Origin of the sequence: Pelagovum sp. HNIBRBA483 (assembly GCF_040931995.1) — a bacterium.
In the GTDB taxonomy this organism is placed as follows: Bacteria; Pseudomonadota; Alphaproteobacteria; order Rhodobacterales; family Rhodobacteraceae; genus JAEPMR01.
Map to the genome: position 1 here is coordinate 2609659 of NZ_CP162412.1, position 17984 is coordinate 2627642.

At 62.8% G+C, this 17984-nt stretch carries 15 protein-coding genes; 7 read left to right on the forward strand and 8 right to left on the reverse strand.

The window, feature by feature from the left end; all coding sequences use genetic code 11:
• Nucleotides 1-4: 4 nt before the first annotated feature.
• From AB1E42_RS12795 to AB1E42_RS12810, 4 genes are all read right to left on the reverse strand, one after another.
• Nucleotides 5-811, reverse strand: a complete 807-nt coding sequence (locus tag AB1E42_RS12795) for a substrate-binding domain-containing protein (RefSeq protein ID WP_368344619.1) — start codon at nucleotides 809-811, stop codon at nucleotides 5-7.
• On the reverse strand, nucleotides 808-1524 hold the full coding sequence (locus AB1E42_RS12800; protein WP_368344620.1) for an ATP-binding cassette domain-containing protein: 717 nt from the start codon (nucleotides 1522-1524) through the stop codon (nucleotides 808-810). The genes AB1E42_RS12795 and AB1E42_RS12800 overlap by 4 nt, the downstream gene beginning before the upstream one ends.
• Nucleotides 1518-2222, reverse strand: coding sequence for an ABC transporter permease (locus AB1E42_RS12805; RefSeq protein WP_368344621.1), 705 nt, complete (start codon nucleotides 2220-2222; stop codon nucleotides 1518-1520). The genes AB1E42_RS12800 and AB1E42_RS12805 overlap by 7 nt, the downstream gene beginning before the upstream one ends.
• 92 nt (nucleotides 2223-2314) lie before the next feature.
• On the reverse strand, nucleotides 2315-2845 hold the full coding sequence (locus AB1E42_RS12810; RefSeq protein ID WP_368344622.1) for a DUF2478 domain-containing protein: 531 nt from the start codon (nucleotides 2843-2845) through the stop codon (nucleotides 2315-2317).
• A 65-nt stretch (nucleotides 2846-2910) separates the two neighbouring features.
• Between AB1E42_RS12810 and AB1E42_RS12815 the strand changes: the two genes are divergently transcribed.
• Genes AB1E42_RS12815 through AB1E42_RS12830 form a run of 4 tightly spaced genes read left to right on the forward strand, consistent with a single transcriptional unit; the run spans nucleotide 2911 to nucleotide 7019 of the window.
• Nucleotides 2911-3783: a formate dehydrogenase accessory sulfurtransferase FdhD gene (locus AB1E42_RS12815; protein ID WP_368344623.1), complete on the forward strand. Its 873-nt coding sequence runs from the start codon at nucleotides 2911-2913 to the stop codon at nucleotides 3781-3783.
• Nucleotides 3776-4393 carry a molybdenum cofactor guanylyltransferase MobA gene (gene mobA, locus AB1E42_RS12820; RefSeq protein ID WP_368344624.1) on the forward strand — a complete coding sequence of 206 codons (618 nt, stop codon included), beginning with the start codon at nucleotides 3776-3778 and terminating at the stop codon, nucleotides 4391-4393. Before AB1E42_RS12815 ends, mobA begins: the two co-directional genes overlap by 8 nt.
• Nucleotides 4390-4884: a molybdopterin-guanine dinucleotide biosynthesis protein B gene (mobB, locus tag AB1E42_RS12825; RefSeq protein WP_368344625.1), complete on the forward strand. Its 495-nt coding sequence runs from the start codon at nucleotides 4390-4392 to the stop codon at nucleotides 4882-4884. The genes mobA and mobB overlap by 4 nt, the downstream gene beginning before the upstream one ends.
• Entirely contained in the window at nucleotides 4881-7019 is a 2139-nt protein-coding gene (locus AB1E42_RS12830) for a molybdopterin-binding protein (protein ID WP_368344626.1), read from the forward strand. The genes mobB and AB1E42_RS12830 overlap by 4 nt, the downstream gene beginning before the upstream one ends.
• Here the strand turns inward: AB1E42_RS12830 and AB1E42_RS12835 are convergent.
• Nucleotides 7016-7246, reverse strand: coding sequence for a sulfurtransferase TusA family protein (locus tag AB1E42_RS12835; RefSeq protein ID WP_368344627.1), 231 nt, complete (start codon nucleotides 7244-7246; stop codon nucleotides 7016-7018). The two genes, AB1E42_RS12830 and AB1E42_RS12835, sit on opposite strands and share 4 nt — an antisense overlap.
• Nucleotides 7247-7429: 183 nt before the next feature.
• Between AB1E42_RS12835 and AB1E42_RS12840 the strand changes: the two genes are divergently transcribed.
• Both AB1E42_RS12840 and fdhF read left to right on the forward strand, forming a co-directional pair.
• Nucleotides 7430-9115 (forward strand): NAD(P)H-dependent oxidoreductase subunit E, encoded by a 1686-nt coding sequence (locus tag AB1E42_RS12840; protein WP_368344628.1) that lies wholly within the window; start codon nucleotides 7430-7432, stop codon nucleotides 9113-9115.
• 3 nt (nucleotides 9116-9118) lie between these two features.
• On the forward strand, nucleotides 9119-11896 hold the full coding sequence (fdhF, locus tag AB1E42_RS12845) for a formate dehydrogenase subunit alpha (protein ID WP_368344629.1): 2778 nt from the start codon (nucleotides 9119-9121) through the stop codon (nucleotides 11894-11896).
• A gap of 6 nt (nucleotides 11897-11902) precedes the next feature.
• Here fdhF and AB1E42_RS12850 read toward each other — a convergent pair whose 3' ends face one another.
• Nucleotides 11903-14074, reverse strand: coding sequence for a S8 family peptidase (locus AB1E42_RS12850; protein WP_368344630.1), 2172 nt, complete (start codon nucleotides 14072-14074; stop codon nucleotides 11903-11905).
• A gap of 210 nt (nucleotides 14075-14284) precedes the next feature.
• Between AB1E42_RS12850 and uppS the strand changes: the two genes are divergently transcribed.
• The gene (uppS, locus tag AB1E42_RS12855; RefSeq protein ID WP_368344631.1) at nucleotides 14285-14992 is read left to right on the forward strand and encodes a polyprenyl diphosphate synthase; all 708 of its coding nucleotides are present in this window, start codon (nucleotides 14285-14287) and stop codon (nucleotides 14990-14992) included.
• Here uppS and cueR read toward each other — a convergent pair.
• Entirely contained in the window at nucleotides 14989-15396 is a 408-nt protein-coding gene (cueR, locus tag AB1E42_RS12860; RefSeq protein ID WP_368346435.1) for a Cu(I)-responsive transcriptional regulator, read from the reverse strand. The two genes, uppS and cueR, sit on opposite strands and share 4 nt — an antisense overlap.
• 11 nt (nucleotides 15397-15407) lie before the next feature.
• A complete protein-coding gene (locus AB1E42_RS12865) occupies nucleotides 15408-17876 on the reverse strand; it encodes a copper-translocating P-type ATPase (protein WP_368344632.1) in 2469 nt (822 codons plus the stop codon).
• Nucleotides 17877-17984: the final 108 nt, after the last annotated feature.

Genomic DNA, 17984 nt, shown 5'->3' on the forward strand with positions numbered 1-17984 from the left:
CTGATTATTCAGGCTGTGCGTTAAAGACGAAAAGCTGTTGGCCCGCGATTTCGTAGCCATTGATCAGCTCTGCGGCGCGGTCGCTGGTGAGCCAGCCTTCCAACGTTTGGGCAAGGTCGTTGCGCACATGGGGGTGCAGCTCGGGGTTCACCGGCAGGTAGGCGTATTGGTTGAACAGCACCGGATCGCCTTCGAAGACAATGGAGAGATCGCCTTTGTTGCCGAAGTTCAGCCAGCTTGCGCGGTCCGACAGGATATAGGCATTCATGCCTGCGGCAGTGTTGAGCGCGGCGCCCATGCCCTGCCCCACGGCCTTATACCAGTCGCCTTCCAGATCGACGCCTGCGGACTTCCATAGACGCAGCTCCATCTTGTGGGTGCCGGAATCGTCACCGCGGCTGACGAAATCTGCCTCGGCACTAGCAATTGCGGCGAGCGCTCCGGTGGCGGCATCGGCTGCGCCGCTGGCTGCGGGATCGTCATTCGGGCCGATGATGACGAAATCATTATACATGATCTCGCGGCGGTGGGTGCCATAGCCACCGTCGACGAAGGCTTCCTCGGCAGCGCGGGAGTGGACGAGAACGGCATCAACGTCGCCTTGTTCACCGAGCTTGAGCGCTTGGCCGGTGCCGACGATCAAGAGCTGCACCTCAATGCCGGTATCGGCGGCGATTTCGGGCAGGAGAACATCGGCAAGGCCGGAATTGGCGAAGGAGGTTGTCACCGCCATTTTCATGGTTTCGGCCTGCGCAATTGTGGCTGTAAGGGCGCATGCCGCCAGCGACAGAAGGAGGGTGCGAGGGGTCATGGGATGAGATCTCCATTGATATGGGCTTGTGCTTCAGGCGTGGTGGGATTGTTGAAAAATGTTGTCGCGTCAGCAGCTTCGACGATCGTGCCTTCGTTGAGGAACAAGACGTCATCTGCCAGCCGCCGCGCCTGCCCAACGTTATGCGTGGACATGACGATGCGGGTGCCGTCGGCTTTGAGCGCTTGCAGGATTGCTTCGATCTCGCGGGTGGAACGGCCATCGAGATTGGCGCTGGGTTCATCAAGGAACAGTAGCTCCGGCGCACGGACAAGCGCGCGTGCCAGCGCCATTTTCTGCTTTTCGCCGCCCGAAAGGACAAAGGCAGGGCGCGTCAGATCACCATGCAGGCCGATGCGGTCGGCCATATCAGCCGCTTGCGCGCGGGCGGCGGCGCGTGACTGGCCGTCGAGCAGCAGGGGATAGGCGATACAATCGACAATCGACCGGCGCATGACGATCGGGGTTTGGAATACGAATGCCTGCTTCCTGCGGGCTTGCTCAAGCGGAACGGCCCAGCCTACGCGCCCCTCTCGCACCCGTTCCAGCCCGTGCATCACCCGCAGGAGCGAGGTTTTGCCGCTGCCGTTAGGGCCAAGGAGGATGGTGCAGCCGGTGGCACCAAGCTCAAGCGAAACGGGGCCGAGGATATGCTTGCCACGTTTGCGCAGCACGACACCGTCGAGGCTCAGTGGAAGGATCGACGCTACCATTGGCTGCTCCGTTCGGTACGGGTGAGCATGTGCAGCGCGAGGTTGACCGCGATGGCGAGGGCAATCAGCACGAAGCCCAAGCCCAGCGCGAGGGCGAAGTTGCCCTTGCCGGTTTCGAGCGCGATGGCGGTGGTGAGGACGCGGGTGGCGTGGTCGATATTGCCACCGACGATCATGATCGCGCCGACCTCGCCGATGGCGCGGCCAAAGCCCGCCAGCGCAGCCGTCAGCAAAGCGCGGCGGGAATCCCACAAGAGCGCCTTGATCCGCTGGGCGCGGGTGGTGTGGAGCGAGATCAGCAGGTCATGATATTCGGACCAGAGATCACGGATCGCCTGATGCGCGATGGACGCGACGATAGGCGTGATGATGATCACCTGCGCGACGATCATCGCAGTTGGGGTGAACAGGAGGCCCAACACGCCGAACGGCCCTGCCCGCGACAGGAGGATGTAAACGATCAGGCCAACGACCACGGGCGGCAGGCCCATCAGCGCATTAAGGAGCGCGATCACCATGCGCCGCGCACGGAAGCGGTTGACCGAAAGCCACGCGCCCAAGGGAAGGCCGATCAGCGCGGCGATGGCGGTGGCCGTCAGGGTGACTTGCAACGAGCGCAACGTGATCTCGACAAGATCGGGATCAAGCCGGAGCACCAGTCGCAGTGCCTCTGCCAATCCTGCCCAAAGATCATTCATGCCGGTGTCCCTGCGTGGTTTTTAAAGGCAGGTAGCACCCATGCCCCAAGGCCAAAATAGACATTTTGACCATTTCGATGCCTCGCATGGGGTCACTTTGTCCGTGCGTCACGGAACGGCATATGTGACCGGCTCCACGACATGGCAGCCCCTACCGTATCGGGGATCTGTTCGGCCAAACCGCCGGACCAATCCTCAAAAAAATCAGCATTCGCACGATTGACGGAGGTTAACACAGGAATACCGGCTTCCAGCGCCATGCCGATGGCGGGGCGGAAACCGCGACCGTCGATTTCCTGTTTGCCGAATTTGTTGATAACGAGGATCGAGGGGCTGGCATCAGCGCGGCGCAGTTCGGTTTCGATCAGGCCAACCGCCTGTTCCAGCCCTGCGGGATCAAGCCTGCACCCGCGCGACAACGGGCCGAGCCGCTGGCTGATGCGTACCTGATCGCCGGAAGTAAGAATGGCGAGGTCCATATCGCATTTCGGGTTATCGGGCGTATCATGATTGATCTGGACCGCGCCCGCGACCGCGATACCTTCTCTCCGCAAGTGGTCGGCCACTTCGGCCAAGAGCCGGTCGGCCGCGCCGCGTCCTTCGGAAATCACATAGCCGAGCATACGCTGTCCCCTTGCAACCGCTTGATCCGAAATACAAGATGCACCGAAACAAGGAAAGCGCCAGTATGAAACCGACCCTGCCGATCCTGCCCGACCCGACCAATACACGCCTGACACGGCGCGTAACGGGCTTTGACCATACCGGCGCGGCGACCGAGATTTCGGTCGTGGAGGAGCGGCCTTTGACGATCTACCTCAACAGTCAGGAGATCGTTACCGCAATGACCATCGGGGATTACCCCGAATATCTGGCGGTGGGCTTCCTGCGCAATCAGGGCATGTTGCGGGCCGACGACACGATCACCGGCATTGATTATGACGACGATCTGGAGGTCGTCGTGGTGCGGACCGAGCGGCAGACCTCTTACGAAGAAAAGGTCAAGAAAAAGACCCGCACATCCGGCTGCGCGGTGGGCACTGTCTTTGGTGATATGATGGAGGGGTTGGAGGGGCTGACCCTGCCACAGGCAGAGGTACGGACAAGCTGGCTCTACGATCTGGCGAAGGAGATCAACACCACGCCGTCACTCTATCTGGAGGCGGGGGCGATCCACGGCACGGTGCTGTGTCAGGGAAATAAGCCGCTCGTCTATATGGAAGATGTTGGCCGCCATAACGCGGTAGACAAGATCGCGGGCTATATGTTCCGCCACGGGGAGCCTGCGGGAGACAAGATCCTTTACACAACGGGGCGGCTGACCTCGGAGATGGTGATTAAGACCGCGCTGATGGGGATTCCGGTGCTCGCGTCGCGCTCGGGCTTTACCGCGTGGGGGGTGGAGATCGCCCGCGATGTGGGGCTGACGCTGATCGGGCGGATGCGGGGGCAGCGGTTTGTCTGCCTTGCCGGTGAAGAACGGCTGATCCGCGATGTCGATCCTACGTCAGTGCCGGATGAGGGGCGCAAGCACCGCCGCAAGAGCGCGGATCATGGCTGAGCGGTTGCCGGGAGTGATCCTTGCGGGGGGCAAAGCCACGCGGATGGGCGGCGGGGACAAGGGCCTGCGCCGGATCGGAAACAAGCGCATTATCGACCATGTGATCGCGCGGCTGGGTGCGCAGTGCGGGCCGCTGGCGATCAACGCCAATGGGGAGGCCGACCGGCTGGCGGAGTTTGGCGTGCCGGTGCTGCCCGATAGCCTGCCCGACCACCCTGGCCCGCTGGCGGGTGTGCTGGCGGGGCTGGACTGGGCAGCAGAACTGGGGGCGGAGGCGATCATCACCGCTGCGGCGGATACGCCGTTCTTCCCTGCCGACCTTGCGGAGAAGCTCCAAGGCGCGGCGGGGCCGGAAGGGTTGGCGCTGGCCGCCTCACCGGGGCCGGAGGGAAAGATTTTCCGCCAGCCGACGTTCGGCCTCTGGCCCGTGACGCTGCGGGATGATCTGCGGGAGGCGCTGAAGGGCGGCCTCCGCAAGATCGTGATCTGGACCGAGGCGCATCACGCGGGCAGCGCGGTGTTTGAGGCGGACGGCTATGACCCGTTCTTCAACATCAACACGCCGGACGATATTGCCGAGGCAGAGCGGATCGCGGAGCGCGTGGCATGAGGATTTATGGCGTCACCGGATGGAAGAACACCGGCAAGACGGGGCTAGTGGAGCGGCTTGTCACCGAGATCACGGCGCGGGGGTTCTCCGTTTCGACATTGAAACACGCGCATCATGCGACCGAGATCGACCAGCCCGGGAGGGACAGCTACCGCCACCGCGAGGCCGGTGCGCGGGAAGTGCTGGTGGCATCGCCCAACCGCTGGGCGCTGATGCATGAATTGCGCGGGGCGGATGAGCCGCCGATTGAGGATTTGCTGGCGAAGATGTCGCCCGTCGATCTGGTGATCATCGAAGGCTATAAGCGCGGCCCGCACCCGAAGGTGGAAACGCATCGCGCGGAGGCAGGGCGCGATTTGCTGGCGCCGGAGAACCCGACGATCCGCGCGGTGGCCTCGGACAGCCGCCATGACGGGCTTTCGGTGCCGGTGTTTGACCTGAACGACACCAAGGCGATTGCAGATTTCATCCTTGCGGAGGTGGGGCTGTGACGCTGGCGCGGGTGTTGACGCTGGACTGGTCTGCGGCGGGCGCGCCGAAGCGGGGGGCGGATTCGATCTGGATCGGGGATACTGACGCGCATGGCACCGCCACCCATAACCTGCCGACCCGCGCAGATGCGCTCGATTGGCTGGAACGCCGGATCGCGGGGGAAGCTGGCACGGTGCTGCTGGCCTGTGATTTTTGCTTTGGCCTGCCTGCGGGCGGGGCGCGGGCAGTGACGGGCGACGACACCGCGCTGACGCTGTGGGGGTGGTTTGCCGCGCGGATCGAGGATGGCGCTGACAACCGCAATAACTACCGCGCAGTCGCTGCCGAAATGAACCGCCGGTTTGGGGGTGATGGGCCGTTTTGGGGTAACGGGGCGAAGGAAGACATCCCCAATCTGCCGCGCCGGAAGCCAGCGCTGCCGGAAGGCATAGCGGATTTCCGCAAGGCGGAGCTGGCTGACCAAACCGCAGGGCAGCGCCCGATGAGCCCGTGGCAGCTGGCGGGCGCGGGGGCGGTGGGCGCGCAGAGCATTCTCGGCATCGCGGCGCTGGAGCGTTTGCGCGCGCAATTGGCAGCGGCGGGGAAACGGGTCGCTGTGTGGCCCTTTGAGCCGGTGGATGGGGCCGATGTGACTTTTGCCGAGGCGTATTTTTCCCTCCTTGCGGCGGAGGTGGCGGCGGAGGTCAAAGCGGGTGCGGTGCGGGATGAAGCACAAGTGCGGCTGCATGGGCAGGCGTTCTATGCGCTGGCGGAGGGCGGCGGGCTTGAGGGGCTGTTGCGGCCCGATGCACCTGCCGAAACGCTCCGTAGCGAAGGCTGGTATCTTGGCGCGGGGCACGCGGATGTGCTGCGCCGCGCGTTGCCTGCGGTGCTGACACCGCCGCGCCTGCGCAACGATTGCTTTGCGATGCCGCAGGGCGTGGACTGGGTGCCTGTCGATACTGCACTCGCGGCGCTGGACGCGGCATTGGTGCCGATTGTGACCACAAAGGTGCGCAAGACACATGAGGCGCTTGGCGCGGTGTTGGCGGCGGATACCGTGGCCCGCCGCGCCAACCCGCCGCGCCCAAACTCTGCGGTGGACGGCTATGGCTTTGCCCATGCGGCGAGGGGCAGCGGGGTGCAGACAATGCCGCTGGTCACTGGCCGCGCGGCGGCAGGGCAGCCTTTTGATGGGGCGGTGCCAAGCGCCATGGCGGTGCGCATTCTGACCGGCGCAATCCTGCCCGATGGGGTGGATACCGTGGTGCTGGAGGAGGACTGCGCCACCGATGGCGCGCGGGTGAGCTTTGACGGGCCAGTGAAGGCGGGCGCGAATACACGCAAGGCAGGCGAGGACATGGATGCGGGCCAGCCCGCCCTGCCCCGTGGCCACAAGTTGCGCGCGCCCGATCTGGCGCTGCTGTCTGCGCTCGGTATCGGGGAAGTGGAGGTCTATCGCCAACTGCGTGTGGGGGTGCTCTCAACTGGGGACGAGATTATCTCGCGCCCTGATCTGCCCGCAGAACCGCATCAGATATATGATGCGAACCGGCCTATGCTGCTCTCTCTCGCGGCGGGCTGGGGGTATGAGGCGGTGGATTTGGGCCATGTGAAGGACCGCCCCGCGCAGATCGCCAAACGGCTCGATGCGGCGGCGGCGAAGGTCGATGTGATCCTCACCTCGGGTGGCGCATCGGCGGGGGATGAAGATCACGTCTCGCGGCTGTTGCGGGAGCGCGGCACGCTGAGCAGTTGGCGCATAGCGCTGAAACCGGGGCGGCCACTGGCGCTGGCACTGTGGAACGGTGTTCCGGTATTGGGATTGCCCGGTAATCCGGTGGCGGCGCTGGTGTGTGCGCTGATCTTCGGGCGGCCTGCGTTCTCAAAACTTGCGGGAAGTGGATGGGCCACGCCGCAGGGCTTTACCGTTCCGGCGGCATTTGAGAAGGCCAAGAAACCGGGGCGGCGGGAATTCCTGCGCGCGCGGCTCAATGCCGATGGCGCGGCGGAGGTCTTTGGCTCGGAAGGGTCAGGCCGGATCAGCGGGTTGAGCTGGGCCGAGGGGCTGGTGGAACTGCCCGATGGCGCGGTAACTGTGAAAAAAGGCGATCCGGTGCGGTTCCTTCCCTACAGCGGCTTTGGCCTGAACTAAGGCGCGCGGCGGATCAGGTAGGCTCGGGCGGCACCTTCATCGCTGCTGCCCAAAAGCTCGTGACCGGATTCATTGCAAAAGTGCGGCACATCCACCACCGCGGCGGGATCGTCGGCCAAAAGGCGCAAGACCTGCCCCGGCTGCATCTCCTTCAGGCGCTTACGCGCCTTGAGCACCGGCAGCGGGCATAGAAGGCCCAGCGCATCAATTTCCTGATCCCAATTCATGGCGTCAGAGATAGGCAAAACGCCGCAAACTGTCTATGGCCCGCATGCGATCCATGGCAGATATTTACCAAGCAAAATAGGCTATTTCGATAGAGATTCTCTATCAAGCGACGGAATAGCCGAATTGAATGGACAAAGGCGACCTGCGATGACCCGCGCAGGCACAGCGGATGGAGAGTGATCATGGCGCTCGATGACAAAACCGGAATCTGGAAATCCGGCAAAGGCAAGGGGCGCAGGACGCCCAAAGGCCGGCAATTGGAAGATGGCGCTTGGGACGAGGTGCGCGCGCTACTAGGCGACCGCCCGCGCAACCGTGACCTGCTGATCGAGTTCCTGCATCTTATTCAGGACGCATACGGCCACCTTTCCGCCCCGCACTTGCGGGCACTGGCGGAAGAAATGCGCATGTCGATGGCCGAGATCTGGGAAGTGGCGACTTTTTACGCCCATTTCGACCCCGTGCGCGAAGGGGAAACCCCGCCGCCGGACCTGACGATCCGCGTCTGCGAGTCGCTTTCGTGTGAGCTGGCGGGAAGCGAGCAATTGATCGCCGCGTTGGAAAGCGGCATGGACCCTGCCAAGGTCCGCGTTTTGCGCGCACCCTGCATGGGCCGCTGTGACACCGCGCCGGTGCTGGAGATCGGCCACAAGCATATCGACAACGCCACGCCCGAGAAGGTTGATGCTGCCATCGCCGCTGGCGATTTCCATGCGGAGATCCCCGCCTACCAAACGCTCGACGCCTATAAGGAAGCAGGCGGCTATGCGGTGCTGGCGGAGCTGCGCGCCAATGGCGACTGGGAAGCGGTGCAAGAGAAGGTGCTGTCCTCCGGCCTGCGTGGCTTGGGTGGTGCGGGCTTCCCCTCCGGCAAAAAATGGGGATTTGTCCGCGCCAATGAAGGGCCGCGCTATCTGGCCGTGAACGGTGATGAGGGCGAACCGGGGACGTTCAAAGACCGCTACTATCTGGAGCGCACGCCGCACCTGATGCTGGAAGGCATGCTGATCGCGGCTTGGGCCGTGGAAGCGGAGAAGTGCTTTATCTACATGCGCGACGAATATCCGGCGGTGCTGCACATCCTCGCCACCGAGATCGCCGCGCTGGAGGCAGCAGGCATCGTGGAGGTGGGCTATATCGACCTGCGCCGTGGCGCGGGCGCCTATATCTGCGGCGAAGAGAGCGCGATGATCGAATCCATCGAAGGCAAACGCGGCATCCCGCGTATGCGCCCGCCATTCGTGGCGCAGGTGGGTATCTTTGACCGCCCCACATTGGTGCATAACGTGGAAACCCTGCACTGGGTCGCGCGGGTGTGCCGCGAGGGGGCGGAAATCCTGTCTTCGGTCGAAAGGAACGGCCGCAAGGGGCTGCGCTCCTATTCGGTTTCGGGCCGCGTGGCGAAGCCGGGGGTTTACCTGTTGCCCGCAGGCTCGACCATCAGCGATGTGATCGACGCGGCGGGCAGAATGGCCGAAGGTCACAGCTTCAAAGCCTATCAACCGGGAGGGCCATCCTCGGGGCTGCTGCCTGCGTCGATGAACGACATTCCGCTCGATTTCGACACGTTGCAACCGCATGGCACCTTTATCGGGTCGGCGGCTGTTGTTGTGCTCTCGGACAAGGACAAGGCGCGGGATGCTGCGCTGAACATGCTGCGGTTCTTTGAGAGCGAAAGCTGCGGGCAATGCACGCCGTGCCGCGTCGGCTGCGAAAAGGCCGTGAAGCTGATGCAGGCGGATCGCTGGGACCAAGACCTACTTGCCGATCTGTGCACGGTGATGGCCGATGCCTCGATCTGTGGATTGGGGCAAGCCGCGCCGAACCCGATCAAACTGACCATGAAACATTTTGCGGATGAGGTCTGAGCCATGAGCGAGCCGATCAAATTCACCCTCGACGACCGTGACGTGACCGCCGCTGAAGGCGAAACCATCTGGGATGTGGCCAAGCGCGAAGGCAAGACGATCCCACATCTGTGCCACAAGGACCAGAACGGCTACCGCCCTGACGGTAACTGCCGCGCCTGCGTGGTGGAGATCGACGGCGAGCGGACGCTGGCGCCCTCCTGCTGCCGCGCACCCTCAAACGGCATGGTCGTCAAGACCGAGAGCGAGCGGGCCGTGAAATCCCGCCAGATGGTGATGGAGCTGCTGCTGGCAGACCAACCTGAGCGCGAGGCGGCGCATGATGCCTCCTCCCACCTGTGGGATATGGCCGAGGCCAATGGCGTGAGCGAGAGCCGTTTCCCGACGCTGGAAGCGGAGCGCATTCCACTGCTGGACGACAGCCATGTGGCGATGCGCGTCAACCTCGATGCCTGTATCCAGTGCGGGCTGTGCGTGCGCGCCTGCCGCGAGGTTCAGGTGAACGACGTGATCGGCATGGCGGGGCGTGGGCATGACGCCTACCCGACCTTTGACCTTGCCGATCCGATGGGCGCATCAACCTGCGTGGCTTGTGGCGAATGTGTGCAGGCCTGCCCGACAGGGGCGCTGATGCCCGCCACGGTGCTGGACGATGCGCAGCAGGGCGATAGTGCCGACTATGATGAAGAAGTGAAATCGGTCTGCCCGTTCTGTGGTGTGGGATGCCAAGTTTCGCTGAAAATCAAAGACAACAAGGTCAAATATGTGGAAGGGATCAATGGCCCTGCCAACGAGGGGCGGCTCTGTGTTAAGGGGCGTTTCGGCTTTGACTACATCCACCACCCGCATCGCCTGACCAAGCCGCTGATCCGCAAGGAAGGCGCGCCGAAGGGGCTGAATGTGGACCCTGCGAACCCGCTGACCCATTTCCGCGAAGCAAGCTGGGAAGAGGCGCTGGATCGTGCGGCAGGTGGCATGCGCGACCTCAAAGCGGCGCATGGTGGGCAAGCGGTGGCGGGCTTTGGCTCGGCCAAATGCACCAACGAGGAAGCCTATCTGTTCCAGAAGCTGATCCGGCAGGGCTTTGGCCATAACAACGTCGATCACTGCACCCGTTTGTGCCACGCCTCATCGGTGGCGGCATTGATGGAAAACGTAGGCTCGGGCGCGGTGACGGCGACCTTCAACCAGATCGAAAACGCCGATGTGGCGATCGTGATCGGGGCGAACCCGATCGAGAACCACCCCGTTGCAGCGACCTATTTCAAGCAGTTCACCAAGCGCGGCGGCAAGCTGATCGTGATGGATCCGCGCGGCGTCGGCCTGCGCCGCTTCGCGACGCATATGCTGCAATTCCGCCCCGGTGCGGATGTGTCGATGCTCAATGCGATCATGCATGTGATCGTCGAGGAGGAGCTTTACGACCAAAGCTACATCGAGAAGTTCACCGAGAACTGGGAAGCAGAGAAAGCGCACCTGAAGGACTTCTCGCCCGAGAAGATGGAAGGCATCTGCGGCATTCCCGCCGAGACATTGCGGCAGGTTGCGCGTGATTTTGCCACCGCCAAGGCGGGGATGATCTTTTGGGGCATGGGCGTGAGCCAGCACATCCACGGCACGGACAATTCGCGCTGCCTGATCAGCCTTGCGCTGATGACGGGCAATGTCGGCAAGCCGGGCGCGGGCCTGCACCCGCTGCGCGGCCAGAACAACGTTCAGGGTGCCTCGGATGCCGGTCTGATCCCGATGTTCCTGCCTGATTACCAAAGCGTGACCGATGATGGCGTGCGCTCGGCCTTTACCGATATTTGGCAGAGTGGCGATTTCTCCAACGAGAAGGGCCTTACCGTCACCGAAATCCTTGATGCGGTGCATGCGGGGATGGTGAAGGGGATGTATATCCTCGGCGAAAACCCTGCGATGTCTGACCCTGATGTGACCCACGCGCGCGAGGCATTGGCGGCGCTGGAGCATCTGGTGGTGCAGGATATCTTCGTGACGGAAACGGCGAACTATGCCGATGTGATCCTGCCTGCGGCGGCGTTTTATGAGAAGGCCGGCACCGTCACCAACACCAACCGGCAGGTGCAGATCGCGCGGCCTGCGGTGACGCCTCCGGGAGAGGCGCGGGAGGATTGGGCGATCACCGTGGCACTGGCCAACAAGTTGGGGCTTGGGTGGGACTACAAGCACCCGTCCGAGGTGTTTGCCGAGATGAAAAAGGGCATGAAGTCGCTCAACAACATCACTTGGGACCGTTTGGAGGCGCAAGGCGCTGTGACCTATCCGTCGCTTTCGCCGGAAGATCCGGGCCAGCCAATTGTCTTTGGGGATGGGTTCCCCCGCGCGGAAGGCCGCGCGCGGTTCACCCCTGCCAGCGTGATCGCGCCGGACGAAACACCGGATGCCGATTACCCGATGGTGCTGACCACGGGCCGCCAGTTGGAGCATTGGCACACGGGCTCGATGACGCGGCGCTCGAAGGTGCTGGATGCGTTGGAGCCGGAGGCCAACTGTTCGCTGAACCCATCGACCCTGCGCAAGCTGGGTGTAGAGCCGGGTGGCTGGGTGACGTTGGAAACGCGGCGCGGATCGGTGACGCTGCTGGCGCGCGCGGATCGCGCTGTGGCGCCGGACATGGTGTTCCTGCCCTTTGCCTATGTGGAAGCGGCGGCGAATATCCTGACCAACCCTGCGCTGGACCCGTTCGGGAAGATCCCCGAATTCAAGTTCTCTGCCGTGCGGGTGCGCAAGGCCGAGGGAGTGATTGCCGCCGAATAAGCCACGTTAAAAGCGCTTTTGCCATGAAAGGACCAGTCCGGTATCGGTCTGGTCCTTTTCATGTCCGAAGTTCAGCGAGTGGTAGCCGCCGATCAGCATGGAAGCGTCATCATCCAGTGCAAGCTCGTAGGCCAGAGTGAGGTCGATCTGGCGGGCTTCAGGGGCGAGGTCGATTTCGATCGTGTCATAGCTGTAACCGGAACCGCTGGCCTGACGCGCGACCGGCACAGGGAGGCGGGCGGTTCCGCCTGCCGCGCCGAAGGGCATTCCGATAGCGAAGGAAAGCTGGTCGTTCCGGCCAGTGGGGACGACCGCCGCCAGCTCGAAAGCGGAAACCGGAACCGGCCCAAGATCACCACCGCCGAGGGTGCGTGCATCGGGCGCGGCGAGGCCCACCTGCCCCGAGAGGCTGAACCGCGCGCCGGAGGGCGCGGTTTGTTCCCAGCCGATATCGAGCGCGGCCAAGGCGCTGCCAGAGCCTGCGGTGGTGGCGAAGCCAAGAATGCCGCCACTGTCATGACCGATGGTCGCGCCAAGCGACAGGGCGCCGCTGCCCTGTTCCGCAAAGGACAGCGCAAAATCGGGGCTATCAGGGCGATAGGTGGCGGTGATCTGGCTGCCCTGCCCCTTAAGCGCCACTTCATAGCCGCCCAGCGCCGCGCCGAAATCGCCCGACGGGCCGGAGAAATCCGCCAGCTGTTGAACACGGTACGCGCCGGTGGAAGGCGCGCGGCTTTGGGCAACGAGGCTATCGGCTTGCAGTTCGAAATCCGCATCAAGCGCGTCTGACGCCAACACCGTGACGCCATGCAGCGCCTTGGTCGCCGCCGCGCCAAAGGCGCTGCCGGTGCGTAGGATCGGGGTGTCTTGCTCGATCACCTCGCCATTGGAGAGCGCGATCACGTTGCCGCCGATGGGCAAGAGAGCTGCGCGGACATCAAGGAAGCCGTGACCGTAGGTTTCGTTGTAGCTGTGGGAAACCCCGTTGCCGAAATCGAGCGTGCCATCGACCTCTGTGAAATAGCTGTTATCGGCAGAAGCGAGGAGCCGCTTGCGCAATTGCTGAGGTGTGTGATCGGGGAAGGCTTGGGCGAGAAGAGCGAGCGCGCCACTGACCGTGGGCGTGGCGAAGGAAGTGCCGGTTTGCCGTACATAGTCGTACTCGTGCTGATCGTTGTAGCTGGCGCTGTACCATGTGCCATCTGCGGTAATGCACCACTTTGCGGCTTCCAGACATGCGGATGAGATCAGATCTACCGACAGGATCCGTTCATCGTTGAAGGTGGGCATACCGTTGGCAACTGCAATCCAACTACTTTCCAACGCCGGATTCTTAGCCGGAAGGCCGGCGAGAATATCGGCGGAAGTTGCGGACGTTTCATTGTCGAGCGCCCAAACGACCACGCCGACTTCAGCGAAGTCTATAAGGGCTTGATAATATTCGTCGCCCTCGTAGCGCGCTACAAATGCATCGCCTAGCCCTGAGCTTGCCACGTCGAGGCCGACGTAACCCCAACTATTACTTTGCACAATTGCGCCGAGCGCAATTGCTTCACGTGTCGCTTCGGTTAGGGTTTCATAATTATTGTAATCGCCTAATGCTAGTTTCGCACCAGGAGCGACACCGACCATCACTCCTGCGGCATCACCGGCAAGAACTGAAGCCACAGCGGTGCCATGCGATTTGAAAGAATTATTCCCGTCTGGCGACGGCACGTAGACCCGATCGCCATCGACAACTTCCAATCCATCAGCACCGTTTAGAAAATAAAAATCCTTCCCCGCAAAAGCTGGATGATCGATGTAGAAACCGTCATCAATAACGGCAATGACGATTTCCTTTCCACCATCACCACGCGTGCTGCCATCCAGCCCGGCGGCATGGGCATATTCGATGCGCGATGCGGCAAGCGGATAGACGTCATATCCACCCTGCTTGTAGTCCTGCACCGTGTATTGACTATCCCGTTCGCGCAGATTGCGGGCAGCGGTTTCGAAGGCGTCCCATGCAGTAACGAACCCTTCGGAAAAGAAGGACGTCTCCCAGCTCGGGTCATCTGGGACGACCGGCGGGTCGGGATCAGGGGTCGTGCTGTCCTGACAGGCGGAAAGCAGAACGCCGCAGACCCCCAACAGGAGCCATGCTGCCTTCTGCCCATTATGTTGCTGTCTGATCATCCGGCCCCACCGCATGCATGCTGTCTATAGCTACGCCAGTTTCCGAGAAATGTTAGACCTTCTTCAAGCCATAAAGCGCGCGGGCGGCTCATTTAGGCGACAGTATGCAACCGGGAGGCGCAGAGACGGCCGCTTCGATTGACCCAACGCTGCGGGGCTGATACGCCGAAAAGACTTTGTATTCAGTCGACATTACCGAAGGCGCGTTAGATGCATGTTGCGATAATCATGGACGGAAACGGCCGCTGGGCAACCGAGCGGGGCTGGCCGCGGGTTATCGGGCATCAGCATGGCGTCAAACGGGTCGAGGATATTGTGCGCGCGTCACCGGGCCTTGGGGTCAAGGCGCTGACGCTTTATGCCTTCTCCACCGAGAACTGGAAGCGCTCCACCACCGAAGTGGAAGCGCTGTTCAAGCTGATGCGCATGTATATCAACCGTAAATCCAAGGAACTGCTCCGACAGAATGTGCGCGTGCGGTTCTTGGGGCGGCGGGACAAACTGTCACCGGAGGTGCTGGCGCGGGTTGCCCATGTGGAGCGCCTCACGAAGGAATGTGACGGGCTGCAACTGAATATCGCGGTGGATTATGGCGGGCGGGACGAGATCGTCCGCGCGGCCAAGACCATGGCCGAGAAAGCACTGGCGGGCGATCTGGGGCTTAACGATTTCACTGAAGAGGCGTTCCAGCTACACACCGATCTGCCGGATCTCCCCTCGCCCGATCTGATCATCCGCACCGGCGGGGACAAGCGGCTTTCGAACTTCATGCTCTGGCATGCCGCTTACAGCGAGTTCGACTTCCTGCCCGTGCTATGGCCGGATTTCAAACCCGCATTACTGGAAAAATCGCTGGATGATTTCCGCAGCCGCGACCGGCGGTTTGGCGGGGTCAAGGTTGAAGGCCCGAGCGCCTAGGACGTGCGACCATCCAGCGCCCTACCGCCGAGATCGGCAAGGATCGGGCAATCAGGGCGGTTATCACCGGCGCAAGCGCTGACCAGATGCGAAAGCGTTTCGTGCATCGCCTGTAATTGGGCGATCTTCTCCTCGATCTGGCCGAGGTGCTGCTGTGCTACCTGTTTGACCTGTGCGCTTTCGCGGGCGTTGTCTTCATAAAGTTCCAGCAACGTGCGGCAGTCTTCAATGGAAAAGCCCAGCGCTCGGGCGCGGCCAAGGAAGGCGAGCTTGTGCAGATCGCTTTCGCGGAAGCTGCGGTAGCCGTTTTCGCCGCGCTGGGGGCGGATCAGGCCGATATCCTCATAATAACGGATAGTTTTTGCCGGAAGGCCGGAGCGGGTCGCGACCTCGCCAATGGTCATATGGGGGGCGGTCATTGGCTGGCCTCCATCGCAGGGCGCACGCGGCGCAGGCGGAGCGCGTTGGTCAGCACAAAGACAGAGGACAGCGCCATCGCGCCAGCCGCCAGCACGGGTGACAGGAGAACACCGAGCGCGGGATAGAGCACCCCTGCCGCAACGGGGATCAGCGCGGTGTTATAGCCGAAGGCCCAGAACAGGTTCTGCCGAATGTTGCGCATGGTATGAGCGGAGATATCAATCGCGTTCACCACGCCACCAAGATCACCGGACATCAGCACCACATCGGCAGACTCGATGGCGACGTCCGTGCCGGTGCCGATGGCGATACCGATATCGGCATGCGCGAGCGCGGGGGCATCGTTGATCCCGTCACCGACGAAGGCAAGCGCCTTGCCTGACTGGCGCAGGCTATCGATCGTTTCAACTTTACCGCTGGGCAAGACGCCGGCGACGACGTGATCTATGCCCAGTTCGCGGGCGATGGCATCGGCGGTTTCCTGTTTGTCGCCGGTAATCATCGCGACCTCCAAACCGCGTGCCTTTAGCGCCGCGATGGCGGCGCGGCTGGAGGGTTTGATCGGGTCTGCCACGCCAACGATCGCCGCCGCCACGCCATCAACCGCCACATAGAGCGCGGTGCGGCCCTGTTCGGCCAGTGCGGTTTCGCGGGCGCGGAGGGCGGTGAAATCAACCCCTTCACGGGCCAGCAGACGATCAGCGCCGACGAGCACCGTGCGCCCGTCAACGAGGGCCTGCACACCATAGCCGGTAATCGTGCGGAAATCCTCCATTTCGCCCTGCGGCAGTGCCTTTGCCTCCGCCGCGCGCAGGATGGCCTGCGCGATGGGGTGTTCGGAACGGGATTCGACGGTTGCTGTCAGGCGCAAGACCTCGTCCGCGTCAAAGCCGTCAGCGATTTCCAAATCGGTCAGCTCGGGGCGGCCTTCGGTGACGGTGCCTGTCTTGTCCATCGCCACGACACCGACAGAGGACAGCGCTTGCAGGGCATCGCCCTTACGGAAGAGCACGCCCATTTCGGCGGCGCGGCCGGTGCCGACCATGATCGACGTGGGCGTGGCGAGGCCCATCGCACAGGGGCAGGCGATGATCAGCACCGATACGCCCGCCACAAGCGCAAGCGTCAGCGCCGGATCGGGGCCAACGAGGAGCCAGATCAGCACGGTCAGCAGCGCCACCGACATCACCGCGGGGACGAACCAGAGCGTGATTTTATCCACCAGCCCCTGAATGGGGAGCTTGGCGCCTTGCGCCTCTTCGACCATGCGGATGATCTGGGCGAGGACGGTATCCTGCCCGACGACAGTGGCGCGAATGGTCAACGCACTCGGGCCATTGACGGTGCCGCCAGTGACGGGCGCGCCGACACCTTTTTCGACAGGAACCGGCTCGCCGGTGATCATGCTTTCGTCGATATGACCATGGCCCTCGACCACCTCACCATCCGCGGCGATACGTTCGCCGGGGCGCACGAGGATCAGATCGCCAACTTGCAGCGCCTCGGTAGGGACATCTTTGGCCTCGCCGTCCACGAGAACGCGGGCGGTTTTGACCTGAAGCCCAACCAGCCGCTTGATCGCAGCGCCAGTGCGCCCCTTGGCGCGGGCTTCGAGGAAACGGCCAACGAGGATCAGCACCACGATCACGGCTGCCGCCTCGAAATAGACGGCGCGTACCGCTTCAGGCAGCAGCGCGGGCGCGAAAGTGGCCACGAGCGAATAGAGATAGGCAGCGCCCGTACCGACGGCGACGAGGCTATTCATATCGGGTGCGCCGCGCAGCAGGGCTGGCATGCCTTTGAGATAGAACATCCTGCCCGGGCCAAGGAGCACGGCGGTTGTCAGGGCGAACTGGATCAGCCAGCTGGCCTGATGGCCGATGGTGTCTCCGATCAGCATATGCATTCCGGGGATCATGTGAGCGCCCATTTCGAGCACGAAAACCGGCAGGGCCAAGGCGGCGGCGATCCATGCTTTGCGGGCGATCTCCTGCGCTTCGGCGTCTTTGCGCGCGGCTTGATCCTGCGCCACGCCACCGCCGCTAATGACCTTCGCCGGATAGCCAATGGCGGCCGATGCGGCGATCATATCGGCAACCGTGACCGCGCCTTCGGCATAGCGGATTGTTGCCGTCTCAGAGGCGAGATTGACCGAGACGTCGAACACACCGGGAAGTGCTGCGATGGCTTTATCGACGCGCCCCACACAGGAAGCGCAGGACATCGACTCGATGCTGAGGATGACCTTCTCCTCCCGCGCAGGGTAGCCGAGCGCGGCCAGCCGCGCCACGGCGGCGGAGACAGTCTCAGGGCTGTCGGCCTTAAACCGAGCGGACTCGGAGGCCAGATTGACCGCAATATCGGAAAGGCCCGTGACCTCGTGCAAGCCCTTGTCCACCCGCCCGACGCAAGAGGCGCAGGACATGCCTTCGACCGAGAGAGATATGTTTTGCGCGGCTGCCATGACTGACTCCTTTCTCGCTTGCCTGTCACATAAGGGTTCCAGTCACTGGAAGGTCAAGACCTCTCAGCGAGATAATCCGAAATCTGCGTCATGCGCGGCTCTTGACCT